General features: G+C 71.8%; 12 protein-coding genes and 1 pseudogene. 7 read left to right on the forward strand and 6 right to left on the reverse strand.

The features are described 5' to 3' along the window. The 3 genes and pseudogenes from JHN63_RS34915 to JHN63_RS34925 form a co-directional block, all read left to right on the forward strand. A pseudogene (locus JHN63_RS34915) lies at positions 1-299 on the forward strand (hypothetical protein); the annotation flags it as partial. Between the two features lie 67 nt (positions 300-366). Then, positions 367-2,463 carry a SpoIIE family protein phosphatase gene (locus tag JHN63_RS34920; protein WP_200688410.1) on the forward strand — a complete coding sequence of 699 codons (2,097 nt, stop codon included), beginning with the start codon at positions 367-369 and terminating at the stop codon, positions 2,461-2,463. 31 nt (positions 2,464-2,494) lie between these two features. Beyond that, on the forward strand, positions 2,495-3,358 hold the full coding sequence (locus JHN63_RS34925) for an Fpg/Nei family DNA glycosylase (protein WP_200688412.1): 864 nt from the start codon (positions 2,495-2,497) through the stop codon (positions 3,356-3,358). 21 nt (positions 3,359-3,379) lie between these two features. Here JHN63_RS34925 and JHN63_RS34930 read toward each other — a convergent pair whose 3' ends face one another. Beyond that, a complete protein-coding gene (locus tag JHN63_RS34930) occupies positions 3,380-4,096 on the reverse strand; it encodes an SDR family oxidoreductase (RefSeq protein WP_200688414.1) in 717 nt (238 codons plus the stop codon). A 72-nt stretch (positions 4,097-4,168) separates the two neighbouring features. On the opposite strand from JHN63_RS34930, the gene JHN63_RS34935 reads away from it, so the two are divergent. Then, positions 4,169-4,990 carry a helix-turn-helix transcriptional regulator gene (locus JHN63_RS34935; protein ID WP_200688416.1) on the forward strand — a complete coding sequence of 274 codons (822 nt, stop codon included), beginning with the start codon at positions 4,169-4,171 and terminating at the stop codon, positions 4,988-4,990. Here JHN63_RS34935 and JHN63_RS34940 read toward each other — a convergent pair. The 3 genes from JHN63_RS34940 to JHN63_RS34950 all read right to left on the reverse strand — a co-directional run bounded on the left by JHN63_RS34940 (position 4,977) and on the right by JHN63_RS34950 (position 6,992). After that, positions 4,977-5,627 carry a zf-HC2 domain-containing protein gene (locus JHN63_RS34940; RefSeq protein ID WP_200688418.1) on the reverse strand — a complete coding sequence of 217 codons (651 nt, stop codon included), beginning with the start codon at positions 5,625-5,627 and terminating at the stop codon, positions 4,977-4,979. The genes JHN63_RS34935 and JHN63_RS34940 overlap by 14 nt on opposite strands. A gap of 141 nt (positions 5,628-5,768) precedes the next feature. Next, positions 5,769-6,290 (reverse strand): hypothetical protein, encoded by a 522-nt coding sequence (locus tag JHN63_RS34945; RefSeq protein ID WP_200688420.1) that lies wholly within the window; start codon positions 6,288-6,290, stop codon positions 5,769-5,771. A gap of 156 nt (positions 6,291-6,446) precedes the next feature. Beyond that, positions 6,447-6,992: a sigma-70 family RNA polymerase sigma factor gene (locus tag JHN63_RS34950; RefSeq protein WP_200688422.1), complete on the reverse strand. Its 546-nt coding sequence runs from the start codon at positions 6,990-6,992 to the stop codon at positions 6,447-6,449. A gap of 222 nt (positions 6,993-7,214) precedes the next feature. Here JHN63_RS34950 and JHN63_RS34955 point away from each other — a divergent pair, with 222 nt between their 5' ends. After that, entirely contained in the window at positions 7,215-8,342 is a 1,128-nt protein-coding gene (locus JHN63_RS34955) for a CapA family protein (RefSeq protein WP_200688424.1), read from the forward strand. A gap of 97 nt (positions 8,343-8,439) precedes the next feature. On the opposite strand, the gene JHN63_RS34960 is transcribed toward JHN63_RS34955, so the two are convergent. Further along, complete coding sequence (locus JHN63_RS34960) at positions 8,440-8,910, reverse strand: MarR family winged helix-turn-helix transcriptional regulator (RefSeq protein WP_200688426.1); 471 nt, start codon at positions 8,908-8,910, stop codon at positions 8,440-8,442. Positions 8,911-8,967: 57 nt separating this feature from the next. On the opposite strand from JHN63_RS34960, the gene JHN63_RS34965 reads away from it, so the two are divergent. Further along, entirely contained in the window at positions 8,968-9,795 is an 828-nt protein-coding gene (locus tag JHN63_RS34965) for an alpha/beta fold hydrolase (protein ID WP_200688428.1), read from the forward strand. A gap of 372 nt (positions 9,796-10,167) precedes the next feature. Here the strand turns inward: JHN63_RS34965 and JHN63_RS34970 are convergent, their stop codons facing one another. Continuing rightward, positions 10,168-10,629 carry a universal stress protein gene (locus tag JHN63_RS34970; RefSeq protein ID WP_200688429.1) on the reverse strand — a complete coding sequence of 154 codons (462 nt, stop codon included), beginning with the start codon at positions 10,627-10,629 and terminating at the stop codon, positions 10,168-10,170. Between the two features lie 90 nt (positions 10,630-10,719). Here JHN63_RS34970 and lysX point away from each other — a divergent pair, with 90 nt between their 5' ends. After that, the gene (gene lysX, locus JHN63_RS34975; protein ID WP_200688431.1) at positions 10,720-13,992 is read left to right on the forward strand and encodes a bifunctional lysylphosphatidylglycerol synthetase/lysine--tRNA ligase LysX; all 3,273 of its coding nucleotides are present in this window, start codon (positions 10,720-10,722) and stop codon (positions 13,990-13,992) included. Positions 13,993-14,201 lie beyond the last annotated feature (209 nt).

Genomic DNA, 14,201 nt, shown 5'->3' on the forward strand with positions numbered 1-14,201 from the left:
GCGTGAGCGGCGCCCCGGCGGCTGCGGTTCCGTCCCCGGGTGTCACGAACTGCCCCACCGTGACGGCCACCCCGACGACCGGCCCGCCCGGCACCACGCCCACCCCGTCACCGCGCGGCTCCATCCCGAGCGCCGAGACGCCCGTACCGGAACCGTCCCAGGACCAGGACACCCCGGGCGAGATCGGCCCGCCGACCGTCCCGGAGACCCCGGACCTGCCCGACGGCGGCGGACAAGTCCCGGACGACACCACCACCGGCAGCATCTTCGACAGCCCCACCGACGTCTTCGACGGCTGACCGCGGGGCGGGGTCGTAGTGCTCGGAGAAGTCGAATAATCGGGCAAATCCTGGCAAGGTGGGCCGCATGGTTGATCGGGGAGCGAGCGCCCTGTCACTCCCGGACGACTGGCCCGCCCACCCGGACCCGATCCTGGCGCTCAACCGCATGGGCAGCTTCGACTGGGACCTGGACAGCGGCCTGTTCCACATGGACGCCCAGGCCCACGAGGTCTTCGACCTGCGCCCCGACGAGTACGACGGACGTCCTGAATCGCTGGCGATCCGGGTGCCGCCGCCCGAGGGCTACCGGCTCGACGGTCTGGTCTCCCAGGCGCTGAAGGACGGCAGCGAGAACTACGGCGCCTACTTCCGGATGCGGCTGCGCGACGGCACCCTGCGCTGGACCCACACCCAGGGGTACATCCGGCGCGACGAGACGGGCCGCCCGCGCCGCATCATCGGCATCGTGCGGGACGCCACCCAGGAGCTCGCCGAGAGCGCGGCCCGCCGTGAGCAGGCGGCCCAGGACGCGGCGCTGCGCCGGCAGACCAACGTCGTGCAGCTCACCACCGCCGCCCTGGCGCACGCCCGGACCGTCCAGGACGTGATCGACGTCCTCAGGGACACCCACGGTCTCGTCCACCTCGGCGCGACCAGACTGATCATGGGGCTGGTCGAGGCCGGCCGTATCCGCCTGGTCGCCGAGGGAAGCGTCGTGCCCGGCCGGGAGGTCATCCGGATCGACGAGCCGTACCCGATGGCGGACGTCGTACGGACCCTCAGCCCGGCGTTCATCGAGTCGCCGGAGGAGTTCGCCGAGCGGTACCCGCTGCTGTGGCAGCACATCACCGATCTGCACATCACCGCGGCCGCCTATCTGCCGCTGATCGCGCAGGCCCGGCCGATCGGCGCGATGGGGCTGCTCTACAACGACCGGAGCGGGTTCAGCGCCGACGAGCGCAATGTGCTCGTCGCGCTCGGCAGCAGCATCGCGCAGAGCCTCCAGCGCGCCATGTTCTACGAGCAGGAGAAGGACCTCGCCCAGGGCCTACAGCAGGCCATGCTGCCGCGCGCCATCCCCAGCGTCCCGGGCGCCGACGTCGCGGTCCGCTACCGGTCCGCGAAGCTCGGGCGGGACATCGGCGGCGACTGGTACGACCTGATCCCGCTGCCCGGCGGGCGGGTCGGCGCGGTCATCGGCGACGTCCAGGGCCACGACACGCACGCCGCCGCCGTCATGGGCCAACTGCGCATCGTCCTCAAGGCGTACGCCGCCGAGGGGCACACCCCGGCCACGGTGATGGCCCGTGCCTCCGTCTTCCTCCACGAACTCGACACCGACCGCTTCGCCACCTGCCTCTACGCCGAGGCCGACCTGTCGACCGGAGTGGTGCAGGTGGTCCGGGCCGGCCATATCGACCCGCTGGTACGGCAGTTGGACGGCAGCTGTCGCCGGATGACCGTCGCGGGCGGGCTGCCGCTCGGGCTGTCCGCCGAGTTCGGACGGCTCGAATACCCCGTCTCCACCCTCGAACTCGACCCCGGCCAGACCCTCGTGCTGTGCACCGACGGTCTCGTCGAACAGCCCGGCGCGGACCTCGACGACGGCCTGCGGACCCTCGCCGCGCTCGTCGCCTCCGGCCCGGACGACGTACGCGATCTCGCCGATCTGCTCATCGACGTGGCCGACGAACGCGGCGGCGAGGACGACGTGGCGCTGCTCCTGCTGCGCCGGCGCGGCCAGGACGCCCCGCGGTCCGGCGGCCGGCTCCAGCAGCATGTCGCACCGGGGGACTCCGAGGCGCTCACCGAGGCACGGCACATGATCCGGGCCGCGGTCCGCGCGTGGGGCGCCGGTGACCGTTCCGACGAGGTCGAGCTGGTCGCCGACGAGCTGATCACCAACGCGCTGATGCACACCGAGGGCTCCGCGATCGTCACCCTCCGGGTCCTCGACGGCACCGAACGCCGGCTGCGCGTCGAGGTCGAGGACTCCTCCAGCGCCCTCCCGCGCCGGCGTGAGGCGGGCGAGGACGGTGTCTCGGGCCGGGGTCTGCTCCTGGTCGACCTGCTCACGGACGTGTGGGGCGTGGAGGCGCGCGGCAGCGGCAAGTGCGTGTGGTGCGAGTTCCTGATCCCGGAAGGCACCGGACCGGAACAGCCGCGGTCCGGTCCGAGCTGACCCCGCGGGCCACTGATGGCACCCTGGACCCATGCCGGAACTTCCCGAGGTCGAAGCGCTGAAGGACTTCCTGACCGAACACCTCGTCGGCCACGAGATCGTCCGGGTGCTGCCCGTCGCCATCAGCGTCCTGAAGACGTACGACCCTCCGCCCACCGCGCTGGAGGGCCACGAGGTGGTGGCCGTGCACCGGTACGGCAAGTTCCTGGACGTCGAGACGGACGGCGGCCCGCACTTCGTGGCCCACCTTGCCCGCGCGGGCTGGCTGCACTGGAAGGACCGCCTCCCGGACGGCCCGCCCCGGCCCGGCAAGGGCCCGCTCGCGCTCCGCGTGGCCCTGGAGACCGGCGAGGGCTTCGACCTCACGGAGGCGGGCACCCAGAAGCGCCTCGCGGTGTACGTCGTGGCCGACCCGCAGTCGGTGCCGGGCGTCGCCCGCCTGGGCCCCGACCCCCTGGCCGACGACTTCGACGAGCCGCGCTTCGCCGACCTGCTGAAGGACGAACGCCGCCAGCTCAAGGGCGCCCTGCGCGACCAGACCCTGATCGCCGGGGTGGGCAACGCGTACAGCGACGAGATCCTGCACGCGGCGAAGATGTCCCCGTTCAAGCTCGCCGCGTCGCTCACCCCGGCCGAGACCCACACGCTCTACGAGGCCCTGCGCACCACCCTCACCGTGGCCGTCGACCGCTCCCGGGGCGTGGCCGCCGGCCGCCTGAAGGCCGAGAAGAAGAGCGGCCTGCGCGTCCACGGCCGCACCGGGCAACCCTGCCCGGTCTGCGGCGACACCATCCGCGAGGTCTCCTTCAGCGACTCCTCCCTCCAGTACTGCCCGACCTGCCAGACGGGTGGCAAACCGCTCGCGGACCGGCGACTGTCGCGGCTGCTCAAGTAGCCACCAGGGCACACCCGTCAGCTACCACGGCACCCCCGTCCCGTCCCGCGACAGGAACCGCCCCGTGGGACCGTCGTCCGGCAGCAGTGCCAGGTCGACGGCGCCCCGTGCCGCCTCCGCCGGGTCCCCGTCGCTCGCGGTGGCCCGTGCGTTGAGGTCGGTCGAACGGAGGCCCGGGGCAAGGGCGTTGACCTTGAAGCCCGCGGGTGCGAGGGACTGGGCGTAGAAGAGGGTCAGGGCGTTGAGTGCAGACTTGGACGAGCGGTAGGCGGCGCCCGCCCCGGCGTGGCGGGCGAACTCCCGTTCCGGGTCGGCGCTCCAGGTCAGGGAGCCGGTGCCGCTGGAGACGTTCACGATGCGGGGGTGCGGGGAGCGGCGCAGCGCCGGGAGGAAGGCGTTGGTGACCGCGAGGACGCCGAAGACGTTCGTCTCGTAGGTGCGGCGGAAGTCGTCGAGGTCCGCCTCGGGTGCCGGGTCGGCGCCGGCCATGATGCCCGCGTTGTTGACCAGGACGTCTAGGGCGTCCACCTGCCGTGCCGCCGCCGCGACGCTGCCCGGGTCCGTGACGTCGAGGATCAACAGCCGTGCGCCGCCGCCCAGTTCGCCCACGGCCCGCTGTCCTCGGTCGGCGTCGCGCGAGCCGACGTGGACCGTGAATCCCTCGGCGACGAGCAGACGGGCAATTTCCTTGCCGATGCCCTTGTTGGCTCCGGTGACCAGTGCTGTGGAATCGTTCATGGCGACGACGATTCCGCAGCCGAGGCCGCCGAACCAGGGACAACCGATCCCTGGCAGCCGGAGGGAGGCACCGTGACCGGCAAGCAGGAGCTGGCCCGATTTCTGCGTGGGCGGAGGGAGCGACTGGTGCCCGCCGATGTGGGACTGCCCGGTGAACCGTCCCGGCGGACCCGCGGGCTGCGCCGCGAGGAGGTGGCCGAATTGGCCCACATGTCCGTCGACTACTACGCCCGGCTGGAGCAGGCGCGTGGGCCGCGTCCCTCGCCCCGCGTCCTCGACGCCCTCACCGGAGTGTTCCGGCTCGACCCGGCCGAGCGGACGCACCTGTTCCGGCTGGCGGGGACCCAACTCACGCCTCTTGCCGCGCCGGTGCGCACCGTCCGCCCGCATGTGGCGGAGCTGCTGTGCCGTATCCCGGACACGGCGGCCATCGTCACCGATGCCACCTATGACGTGATCGGCTGGAACCCGCTGGCGGACGCCGTGTTCGGCGGGGGTCTCGGCACCCGGCCTAACCTGGCGCGCCGCCGGTTCCTGGGAAGCCCGACGGAGAGTTCCGGTGCCGAGGAGTTCGGCCACATCGTGGTCTCCCGGCTGCGGCGCGCCGCCGACCGCTATCCGTACGACCCGGGGCTCGCCCGACTGCTGGCCGAACTGCGCGCCGGCAGCGAGGAGTTCGGCCGGATCTGGGACACCGATCCGGTGCACGCGCCCGGCCACCGCACCAAGACCGTCACCCACCCGGAGGTGGGCCGGCTGCGGATCAACTGCGACGTGCTCACCGTCCCGCACGACGACCAACAGGTCGTCTTCGTGACCGCCGACCCAGGGACCCCCTCCGCGCGGTCCCTGCGTCGACTGGCCAGCGTGGGCCCGGACTTCAGTGCGAGGTGAGCCGCACCAACTGCTGTCCGTCGGCCGTCCGCACGTCGTAGTGATCGATGTCGGCGGGGTGCATCGCCGCGCCACCCTGCATCGTGATCATCGTCGCGTCGTGCTCGGGGACGTTCCAACTGGTCACGATCTGCTCGGAACCGTCGCGGCCCACGACCACCAGTCGACAGGACCGGGGGCCCGCGCCGTCCTTGATCTTCAGGGACACATCACTGCCGTAGTTCTCGTTCGCGGCCGTGATCTGCGCCCACACGCCCGACTTGGCGTCGGTCGCCGTGAGTTGCACGGGACCGTCGCCGTGCGCGGCGAGGGTCGCCACCGCGGGCCCGCCCACGGCGAACACCACCGAGGCGGCCACGGCGTACAGAAACCGCCGTCGTCCGGCCCGCTGTCGCGAGGCGATCTCGCCGAGCAGCCGGTCCAGCATTCGGGGACCGGGTTGTGCCATGGGGTGCACAGAGCGCGGCGTCGCACGCCGGTACAGCATCAACTGCCGTGAGGCGGGACCGAATTCGGTCACATGAGCCGCGCAACTGGTGCACTCCATGAGGTGATCCTCGAAGCGGAAGGCGTCCGCCTCGTCCAGCACGCCTAGCGCGTACGCGCCGACGTCGCGATGCCTTTCCAGGGACCTCATGCCGAATCCTCGTGCCGTTAGGTGCGGGTGGGGTTACTCCTTGCTCCCATCGGTACGCACCAGCAAGCCGAATCACTCAAGGCACACACAGAATCGCAACCAACAGTTCGGAGCGGGTGGGCCCATGGATTGGTCCCTGTTTCAAAAAAGATGGATGGCGAGATGGCCGAGCGGCAGACCCAGCTGCCAGGCGGGCGTCCAGACCTGGGGTCCGTCGTCCTCACCGGTCGCCGGACCGCCTCCCGGGCCCGGTACCGCGTCCAGGTCCGGCGCGAGCAGTTCGGTCTCCTCCAGCCAGCGCCAGGCGGCCTCCGCGAGCGCCAGGTCCGGTGCGTCCGCCCCGGATTCGGCGGCTTCGGCCGTCAACTTGGACATACGTTCCGCGACCCAGTCCTGCCACGGCTGGTCGTACGCCGTGAGCGAAAGCCAGGTCTCCAACTGGGTCACCACTCGGATACCGGACAACTCGCCGTCCGTGTCGGAGAGGAAGATGGTCAGCGCCAGCGCGTCCCGTCCCGCACGGAACTCGAAGGACGTCGGCGGCATCAGGTCGCCGGTCCGCAGCAACTCGTCGGCGATGTACTCGGCGTACAACCACGCCATGGGGACGGTGAGTTCACCGCCACCGGTGCCCTCCGTGCTCTCTTGACCTCTGTGCAGCATCCCTTCCTGCCTTCCTCCGGTGCGTGCGCGTCGCCCGGCCCGAGGCTCCGTCAGGAACCCCGAGCCCCCCAGTCCGGAACACGGATGAGGACAGCCGATTACTCAACCAGGGTCCTGAGCAAGGCGCTTTACGGAGGTTTGACCAATCAATTGGTTTCACCGCAGGTCAGCGGCGTAACCCGGAAGCACCCGGCGCAGGGCGCGCAACGCGTAGTAAGCGCGGGACTTCACCGTACCGGGCGGAATTCCGAGGGCCGCCGCGGCCTCCGCCACACTCGCCCCGTGGAAGTACACGAGCACCAGGACTTCACGGTGCTCCGGAGTGAGTGTCTTCACAGCCTCCCGCACATCGAGCGTCGCCGCCGACCGTTCCGCGTGATCGGCGCACACTCGTGCGTTCTCCAGCACCGCGTCCCCGACCTCGGGCGGTCGCGCCTGCCGGGCCCGGCGCGCGTCGATGGCGAGCTGCCGGCCCACCGTCAGCAGCCAGGGCCGTACGGACTCGAAGTCGTCGGCGCGCAGCGCCTCGGGGTGCTGCCAGGCGCGGACGAGGGTCTCCTGGACGAGGTCCTCGGCGCGCTGGCGGTCGCCGTCGCAGAGCCGGAGCAGCAGCGCGAAGAGCGGCCTGCCGTGCTCGCGCTGCAGTGCGGCGAGCTCGTGCTCGGCGGTCGTTCCTTCTCTGAGCGTGGGTCCGGCCGTCATGGCCGTATGGCATCGCAGGGGGCCGTTCGGGGACAGGGGGCGCACGAGGGGCTGCGGCGGACGGTCGATCGCGTCGACGAACGGTGCGACGAACGGTCCGCGCCCTCCGGCGATCCACCGCACGCGCACACCGGACGGGTCATCGGAGGCCGGAAGTCGTTTGCGGGGGCGATGAAGTTCATACCTATGGGTGGGTAAATATGACCACAGTGGGGTGAAGTGATGATCGCACGCAGACGCCAGGTGGCCGTCGCCCTCGCGGGCCTGCTCACCGCGGCCGCCGCCTGCCAGGCCCAGCACCACGACTCCAAGGCGTCCGGCCGTCCTGCGCCTCCCGCCCCCCGCGGCTTCACCCTCGTCGCCGCCGGTGACATCCTCCCGCACAGCGCCGTCCTCGACCGCGCCCGCTTCGACGCCGGCGGTACCGGCTACGACTTCCGGCCGATGCTCTCCGCCGTCCAACCCCTCGTCTCCCGCGCCGACTTGGCGCTCTGCCACATCGAGAACGTCTACGGGGACGTACCGCTCACCTCCCCGCCCGAGGAGGCGCAGGGCCTCGCGGCGACCGGCTACGACAGTTGCTCCACCGCGTCCGACCACAGCCTCGACCTCGGCACCGCCGGCGTCCGGCGCACCCTCGACACCCTCGACGGCGCCGGCGTACGGCACGCCGGAACGGCGCGCACCGACGCCGAGGCACGCACGGTCACGCTGCTGCGCGCCGGTCCGGCGAAGGTCGCCCAGCTCGCCTACACCGCCGACACGAACGGCGTTCCGCTCCTGCCGGCCGAGCCCTGGTCCGTCAACCTCCTCGACCCCGCGCGCGTCCTCGCCGACGCCCGGGCCGCCCGGCGCGCGGGCGCCGACGTGGTCGTCGTCTCCCTGCGCTGGGGCACACCGGGCCAGGACGCCCCCGACCCGCGACAGCTGGCACTGGCCAGGGAACTCACCGCCGCGCGCACCGACGGCCGCCCCGACATCGACCTGATCCTCGGCACCCACGCCCGCACCCCGCAGGCGTACGAGAAGGTCAACGGCACCTGGGTGGTCTACGGGCTCGGCGACCAGATCACCGGCGAGATGTACGACAACGCGGGCACCCAGGACCCCGGCGGCAACCTGAGCACCATCGGCCGCTTCACGTTCGCACCGCCCACTCGACCCGGTGGGCGCTGGGAGGTGACCCGGGCGGAGTTCGTCCCGCAGTCGTTCGACATCGACGCGGGCCGGGTCGTCGACGTCAACCAGGCGATCGGTCAGGGCGCCGATCTGGCCGGCGACCGCGACCGTATCCGCGAGGTGGTGCTGAGCCGGGGCGCGGCGAAGGACGGGCTGGTGATGGGGAAGTAGCTGGTGATGGGGGAGTGGCTGGTGGCGGGGAAGCAACTCGAGAAGGGGGAGCGACTGGTGGCGGGGAAGTAGCTCGTGACAGGGACGTGACGGGCGGTCAGTCCACGTCCACGTGGTCGAAGGTCCTGAGGATCTCCGTGAGCACCCGCACGCACGCGCTGACCTCGGCGTCGGTCAGGTCGCCGCCGACCTGGCGGTTCAGGGAGTGCTCGCGGCCGAGGACGGACGCGATGACGGACCGGCCCTCCTCCGTGAGCCGGATCAGGGAGGACCGCTGGTGTGCGGGGTTGGGCGTGACCTCCACCCAGCCGTGGCCCGCCGCCTCGTTGACCATGCGCTGTACGAACTGCCGGCTCAGGGCCAGGGTCCGGCCCATCTGGGGCACCGTCATGGGTCCGTGCTGTCGCAGCAGGTCCAGTACGGCGCGCACGCCGACGGAGACCCCCTCGACCGGTTCGCCCTGCTCGACCTTGCGCAGGGCGCGCCGGTAGAGGGGGCCCACCAGGTCGAACACCTCGGTGAGGCGATGGCCGAGTTCGTCGGGGGACAGGGGAGAGGAGTCGTTCACGAGCCCATCATGACACCTGGGTTGCCAACTCTCTCCGGAGATGACACCTTGGTTGTCATGATGGCTGCTTCGGAACGTGCTTCGGAACTGAGCTTCTTCGCATCTGCCGACGGGGACCTGGCCTATCGCGACATGGGCACCGGCGACCCCGTGGTCCTCCTCCACTCCGGCTTCGCCGACCACCGCGTCTTCGCCGACCAACTCCCCGTCCTCGCCCGCGACTTCCGCGTCATCGCGCCCGACATCAGGGGGCACGGCTTCTCGGCCAACGCGAGCGGGCCGTTCCGCTGGGCCGACGACCTGGCGGGTCTTCTGCGCCACCTCGACCTCGGGCCCGCGGTCCTGGTCGGCCTGTGCATGGGCGCGGCCGTCGCCACCGACACCGCGCTGGAACACCCCGACCTGGTCCGCGCGGTCGTGGTCTCGGGCGCCGGCACCAGCGCCTTCGAGTACGCCGACCCGCAGCTGCTCCAACATCAGTCCCGCGCCGGGCAGTTGCTCGCCACCGGCGACATCACGGGCTGGCTCGACCAGTTCGCCGAGGGAGTGGCGGGCCCGCGCCGTACGACGGACCAGGTCGACCCGTCGGTCCTACGCCGCCTACGCGAACTGACCGCCCACACCCTCGCCAAGCACACACCGGGCGAGAAGGACTGGTTCGTGCCCCTGACCGACCCCTGGCCCCGCGTCCCGAAACTCGACGCCCCGGTCCTCGCGATCCACGGCGCCCTCGACTGGCCCGACAGCCTCGCCATGGCCCAACGCTTCGCCGACACGGTCCCGAACGGCCACGCCACGACGATCGAGGACGCCGGCCACTACCCGAACATGGAGAAGCCGGACCGCTTCAACGAACTCCTGACGGACTTCCTCGGCACGCTCTGACGGAGCGAGGCAACGGGCCGACCAGGGAGCGACCGCCGGCGGTCACGGGCACGACCGGCAACGGCACGCCTGCCGACCGCTACGGCGTCACCGCCGGACTACGGCGCGGCCGTCGGCGGTTGGGGCGTCACAGCCCGGCCACCGTCCCACCTTCACCAGCTACTGCACGGTCGCCGACGGCTACTGCGTCACCGGCCATGCTCCGGCCCCATCGTCACGGGCTACGGAACACATCCCGGCGGTTGCGGCATCACCGCCGGGCCAGGGCACCACCGCCACCGGCTGCACGGTCACCCCCCGACCGTCACCAGCCACCACCCCACCCTCACCGGCGACGGCCACCGTGCCCGGCCACCGCCCAACCGCCGGAGGCTACGGCACAACCGTCACCGGCCACCGCCCCGCCTTCACCAACCGCACCGCCACCGACCCGATGATCCGGTGCCCCGCCTGCTCCGACGCGCCGACGATGACCGCGTCGGCCTTGAGCTGGTCGGCCGCCTTGACCAGGCCGCCGTAGGGATCGCCGCGGAACGTGTGGAATTCCCAGCGGATGTCGAATATCCCCTTCACCCGCTCTGTCTCGCTGCGGATCTGCGCGACGAGGTTCTCGGCGATCTCATCGGTCGTGTCGGCGACCGGCGCCCCCATGGCCGCGCCCGCCGCCAGCACCGGCTGCACATACACCATCGCGAGCAGCGCGCCCTGACGCCTGGCCAGGCCCGCGGCATATGCCGCGGCCCGGAGCGAGGAGTCCGAGCCGTCCACCCCGGCCACGATCACCTTGGGCCCGTCCGTGCCCCGCTCGAACTGAGTTGAGTGCTGTTCCGTCACGGCCGTGAGGCTATCGGAAGCCGCAGGTCCCGAACCCGCCCGGGAGCGCTCGACGGGCGCGCCGCCCGCCCTGTTCCTACAGTCGGAAGCATGACTGCCACCGCGGAGGCCGCCAGGTCCAAGGACACCAGGGCGCCGATACGGCCGCCCGGCAACGGCTTCCTCAGCAGGGTGCCCGAGGGCTTCGCGACCTTCTTCGGCGCCCTCGGCCTGCTCTGCGTCCTGCTGGCCTTCATCGCCCCGCTGCGCCGCGCCCTGCGCCCGGTGGTCCGCTTCCTCGACCTCCTCATCGTCCCCGTCAGCGCCAACCTCGCCTACGCCGTCTTCCTCTTCCTGCTGGCCGCCGCGACCGCCGCCCGCAAGAAGATCGCCTGGTGGCTGGTCGTCGTCTACCTCGGCCTGCTCGTCCTGACGGACATCCTCGGCGTGGCCCTCGGCCTGTACGCCGAGTCCCTCCCGTCCCTCATCGTCTGCGCCCTGCTGCTGGTCCTGCTGATCGTCGCCCGCAAGCAGTTCTACGCCGCCTCCCGCCGCGCGGCCGTCCGGCGGGCCCTCGCCGTCCTCCTCGCCGGACTCGCCGTGGCGATCCTGGCCGGCTGGGGGCTGGTCGCCCTGTTCCCCGGCACCCTGCCCACGAGCCAGCACCTGGGCTGGGCCGCCGACCGGGTCTGCGGCGGCCTGGTCTCCGGCCGCTCCTTCGACGGGCGCCCGCCCCGCGCCCTGTTCTTCCTCCTCGGCCTGTTCGGCGCGCTCGCCCTCCTGAACGCGGCCACCGTCCTCTTCCGCTCCCAACGCCTCGAAGCCGCCCTGCACGGCGACGAGGAGACCCGCATCCGCGCCCTCCTGAAGGCCTACGGCGGCCAGGACTCCCTCGGCTACTTCGCCACCCGGCGCGACAAGGCCGTCGTCTTCTCGCCCAGCGGCAAGGCCGCCGTCACCTACCGCGTCGAGGCCGGCGTCTGCCTCGCCAGCGGCGACCCGGTCGGCGACCGCGAGGCCTGGCCGCACGCCATCGCCGCCTGGCTGGACCTGGCCCGCCGCCACGCCTGGGCCCCCGCCGTGATGGGCGCCTCCGAGGACGGCGCCCGCGCCTTCGCCCGCGCCGGGCTCGGCGCCCTCCAACTCGGCGACGAGGCGATCCTGCACGTCGCCGACTTCGACCTCGCGGGACGCGACATGCGTGTCACCCGCCAGGCCGTGAGCCGCGTCCGCCGCGCCGGCGCCACCTGCCGCATCCGCCGCCACGCCACCCTCACCGACACGGAGATGGAGGAGGTCGTCGACCGCGCCGACGCCTGGCGCGACACCGAGACCGAACGCGGCTTCTCCATGGCCCTGGACCGCCTCGGCGACCCGGCCGACGGCGACTGCCTCCTCGTCGAAGCGCTCGGCGAGGACGGCAAGCTGCTCGCCCTGCTCTCCCTCGTCCCCTGGGGCGGCGACGGCGTCTCCCTCGACCTGATGCGCCGCGACCGCACCGCCCCCAACGGCGTCATGGAGTTCATGGTCGCCGAACTCTGCGCCGCCGCACCGAAGTTGGGCGTCCACCGCATCTCCCTCAACTTCGCCGTGTTCCGCTCGGCCTTCGAGGAGGGCGCCCGCATCGGCGCCGGACCGGTACTCCGCCTCTGGCGCCGCCTCCTCCTGTTCTTCTCCAAGTGGTGGCAGTTGGAGGCCCTTTACCGCTCCAACGCCAAGTACCACCCCGAGTGGTACCCCCGCTTCATCTGCTACGGCGAGACCGCCTCCCTGGCCCGCATCAGCCTCGCCTCCGGCATCGCCGAGGGCTTCGTCTCCGTACCGTCGCTGCGCCAACTCTGGGGAAAGGGGCACCAGAAGAGCGGCCCGCGCCCCGCGACCACCGCGGATCTGCCGTCCCTGTCGGCGCTCGGCCTCGACGGCGGTGGCGAGGCCGACGGTCCGGAGAGCGGCCTGCCGGAACAGGTCCGCGTCCGGCACCACACACTCGACCGGCTGCGCGCCGCGGGCATCGACCCCTACCCGGTCGGCGTCCCGCAGCGCACCCATACCCTCGCCGAGGTCCGCGCGGGCGACCAAGTCACCGTCGCGGGGCGGGTGATGAGGGTGCGCGACCTCGGCGGCATCGTCTTCCTCACCCTGCGCGACTGGTCCGGCGACCACCAACTCGCCCTCACCCGCGCCGAGTCGGGCCCCGACCTCGACCGCTTCACCGCCGACACCGACATCGGCGACCACATCACCGCCACCGGCCGCGCGGGCACCAGCGACAAGGGCGAACCCACTGTCTTCGTCACCTCCTGGCAGCTCACCGGCAAGTGCCTGCGCCCGCTGCCCGACAAGCACCGGGGCCTGACCGACCCCGAGGCCAAGGTCCGCATGCGCTACCTCGACCTCGTCGCGAGCCCCGCCGCCCGCGATGTCGTCCGGGCCCGCTCCACCGCCGTACAGGCCCTGCGCCAGGGCCTGTTGGAGCGCGGCTATCTGGAGGTGGAGACCCCGATGCTGCAACAGATCCACGGTGGCGCGAACGCCCGCCCCTTCACCACCCACATCAACGCCTACGACCTCGACCTCTATCTGCGCATCGCCCCCGAGCTGTACCTCAAGCGCCTCTGCGTCGGTGGTATGGAGAAGGTCTTCGAGATGGGCCGCACCTTCCGCAACGAGGGCGTCTCCTACAAGCACAACCCCGAGTTCACGATGCTGGAGGCCTACCAGGCGTACGCCGACTACGACGTCATGCTCGACCTCGTCCGCGAGCTGATCCAGGGTGCTGCGACCGCCGCCTTCGGTTCCGCCGTCGCGCGCAAGGACGGCGAGGAGTACGACATCTCCGGGGTCTGGCCGGTCAAGACGGTCCACGGCGCGATCTCCGAGGCGCTCGGCGAGGAGATCGACGCCGACACCGAACTGGCCCGCCTGCATCTGCTGTGCGACCGCGCGGGTGTGCCGTACGGCGCGGACGACGGCCGCGGGGACGTCGTACTGGAGATGTACGAACGACTGGTGGAGGAGCCGACCCGGCTGCCGACCTTCTACAAGGACTTCCCGACCGACGTCTCCCCGCTCACCCGCCAGCACCGCACCGATCCGCGCCTCGCCGAGCGCTGGGACCTGGTCGCCTTCGGCACCGAACTCGGCACCGCCTACTCCGAACTCACCGACCCCGTCGAACAGCGCCGCCGTCTCACCGCCCAGTCGCTGCTCGCCGCCGGGGGAGACCCCGAGGCGATGGAACTCGACGAGGACTTCCTCGACGCCCTCGAATACGCGATGCCGCCCACCGGCGGACTCGGCATCGGGGTCGACCGACTCGTCATGTTCCTCACCGGTCTGACGATCCGTGAGACGCTGCCGTTCCCCCTCGTCCGGCGGCGCTGACGGGACGAACACTGGGCCGGGCGGGTGTTTTCCTGCCGCCGCACCGGTGTTGCCGTGGGGCGGCGGTACCTTCCCGGGCGACTGATGAGTCATGAAGAAGGATCAGTCGCTCACGCGCCGACGGGCCCTGCTCGCCGGCGCCGCTGCCGTCGGGGCGGCCGGCACCGCCGGTCTGCTGTACTCCGGACTCTCGGACGACGCCCCCGCCC

This window comes from Streptomyces sp. MBT65 (genome assembly GCF_016612545.1).
In the GTDB taxonomy this organism is placed as follows: Bacteria; Actinomycetota; Actinomycetes; order Streptomycetales; family Streptomycetaceae; genus Streptomyces.

Excerpts from the sequence above, each read along its gene's own strand:
- JHN63_RS34920 (WP_200688410.1), top strand. The coding sequence starts at position 367 with ATGGTTGATCGGGGAGCGAGCGCCCTGTCACTCCCGGACGACTGGCCC.
- JHN63_RS34925 (WP_200688412.1), top strand. The coding sequence starts at position 2,495 with ATGCCGGAACTTCCCGAGGTCGAAGCGCTGAAGGACTTCCTGACCGAA.
- JHN63_RS34930 (WP_200688414.1), bottom strand. The coding sequence starts at position 4,096 with ATGAACGATTCCACAGCACTGGTCACCGGAGCCAACAAGGGCATCGGC.
- JHN63_RS34940 (WP_200688418.1), bottom strand. The coding sequence starts at position 5,627 with ATGAGGTCCCTGGAAAGGCATCGCGACGTCGGCGCGTACGCGCTAGGC.
- JHN63_RS34945 (WP_200688420.1), bottom strand. The coding sequence starts at position 6,290 with ATGCTGCACAGAGGTCAAGAGAGCACGGAGGGCACCGGTGGCGGTGAA.
- JHN63_RS34950 (WP_200688422.1), bottom strand. The coding sequence starts at position 6,992 with ATGACGGCCGGACCCACGCTCAGAGAAGGAACGACCGCCGAGCACGAG.
- JHN63_RS34955 (WP_200688424.1), top strand. The coding sequence starts at position 7,215 with ATGATCGCACGCAGACGCCAGGTGGCCGTCGCCCTCGCGGGCCTGCTC.
- JHN63_RS34965 (WP_200688428.1), top strand. The coding sequence starts at position 8,968 with ATGATGGCTGCTTCGGAACGTGCTTCGGAACTGAGCTTCTTCGCATCT.
- lysX (WP_200688431.1), top strand. The coding sequence starts at position 10,720 with ATGACTGCCACCGCGGAGGCCGCCAGGTCCAAGGACACCAGGGCGCCG.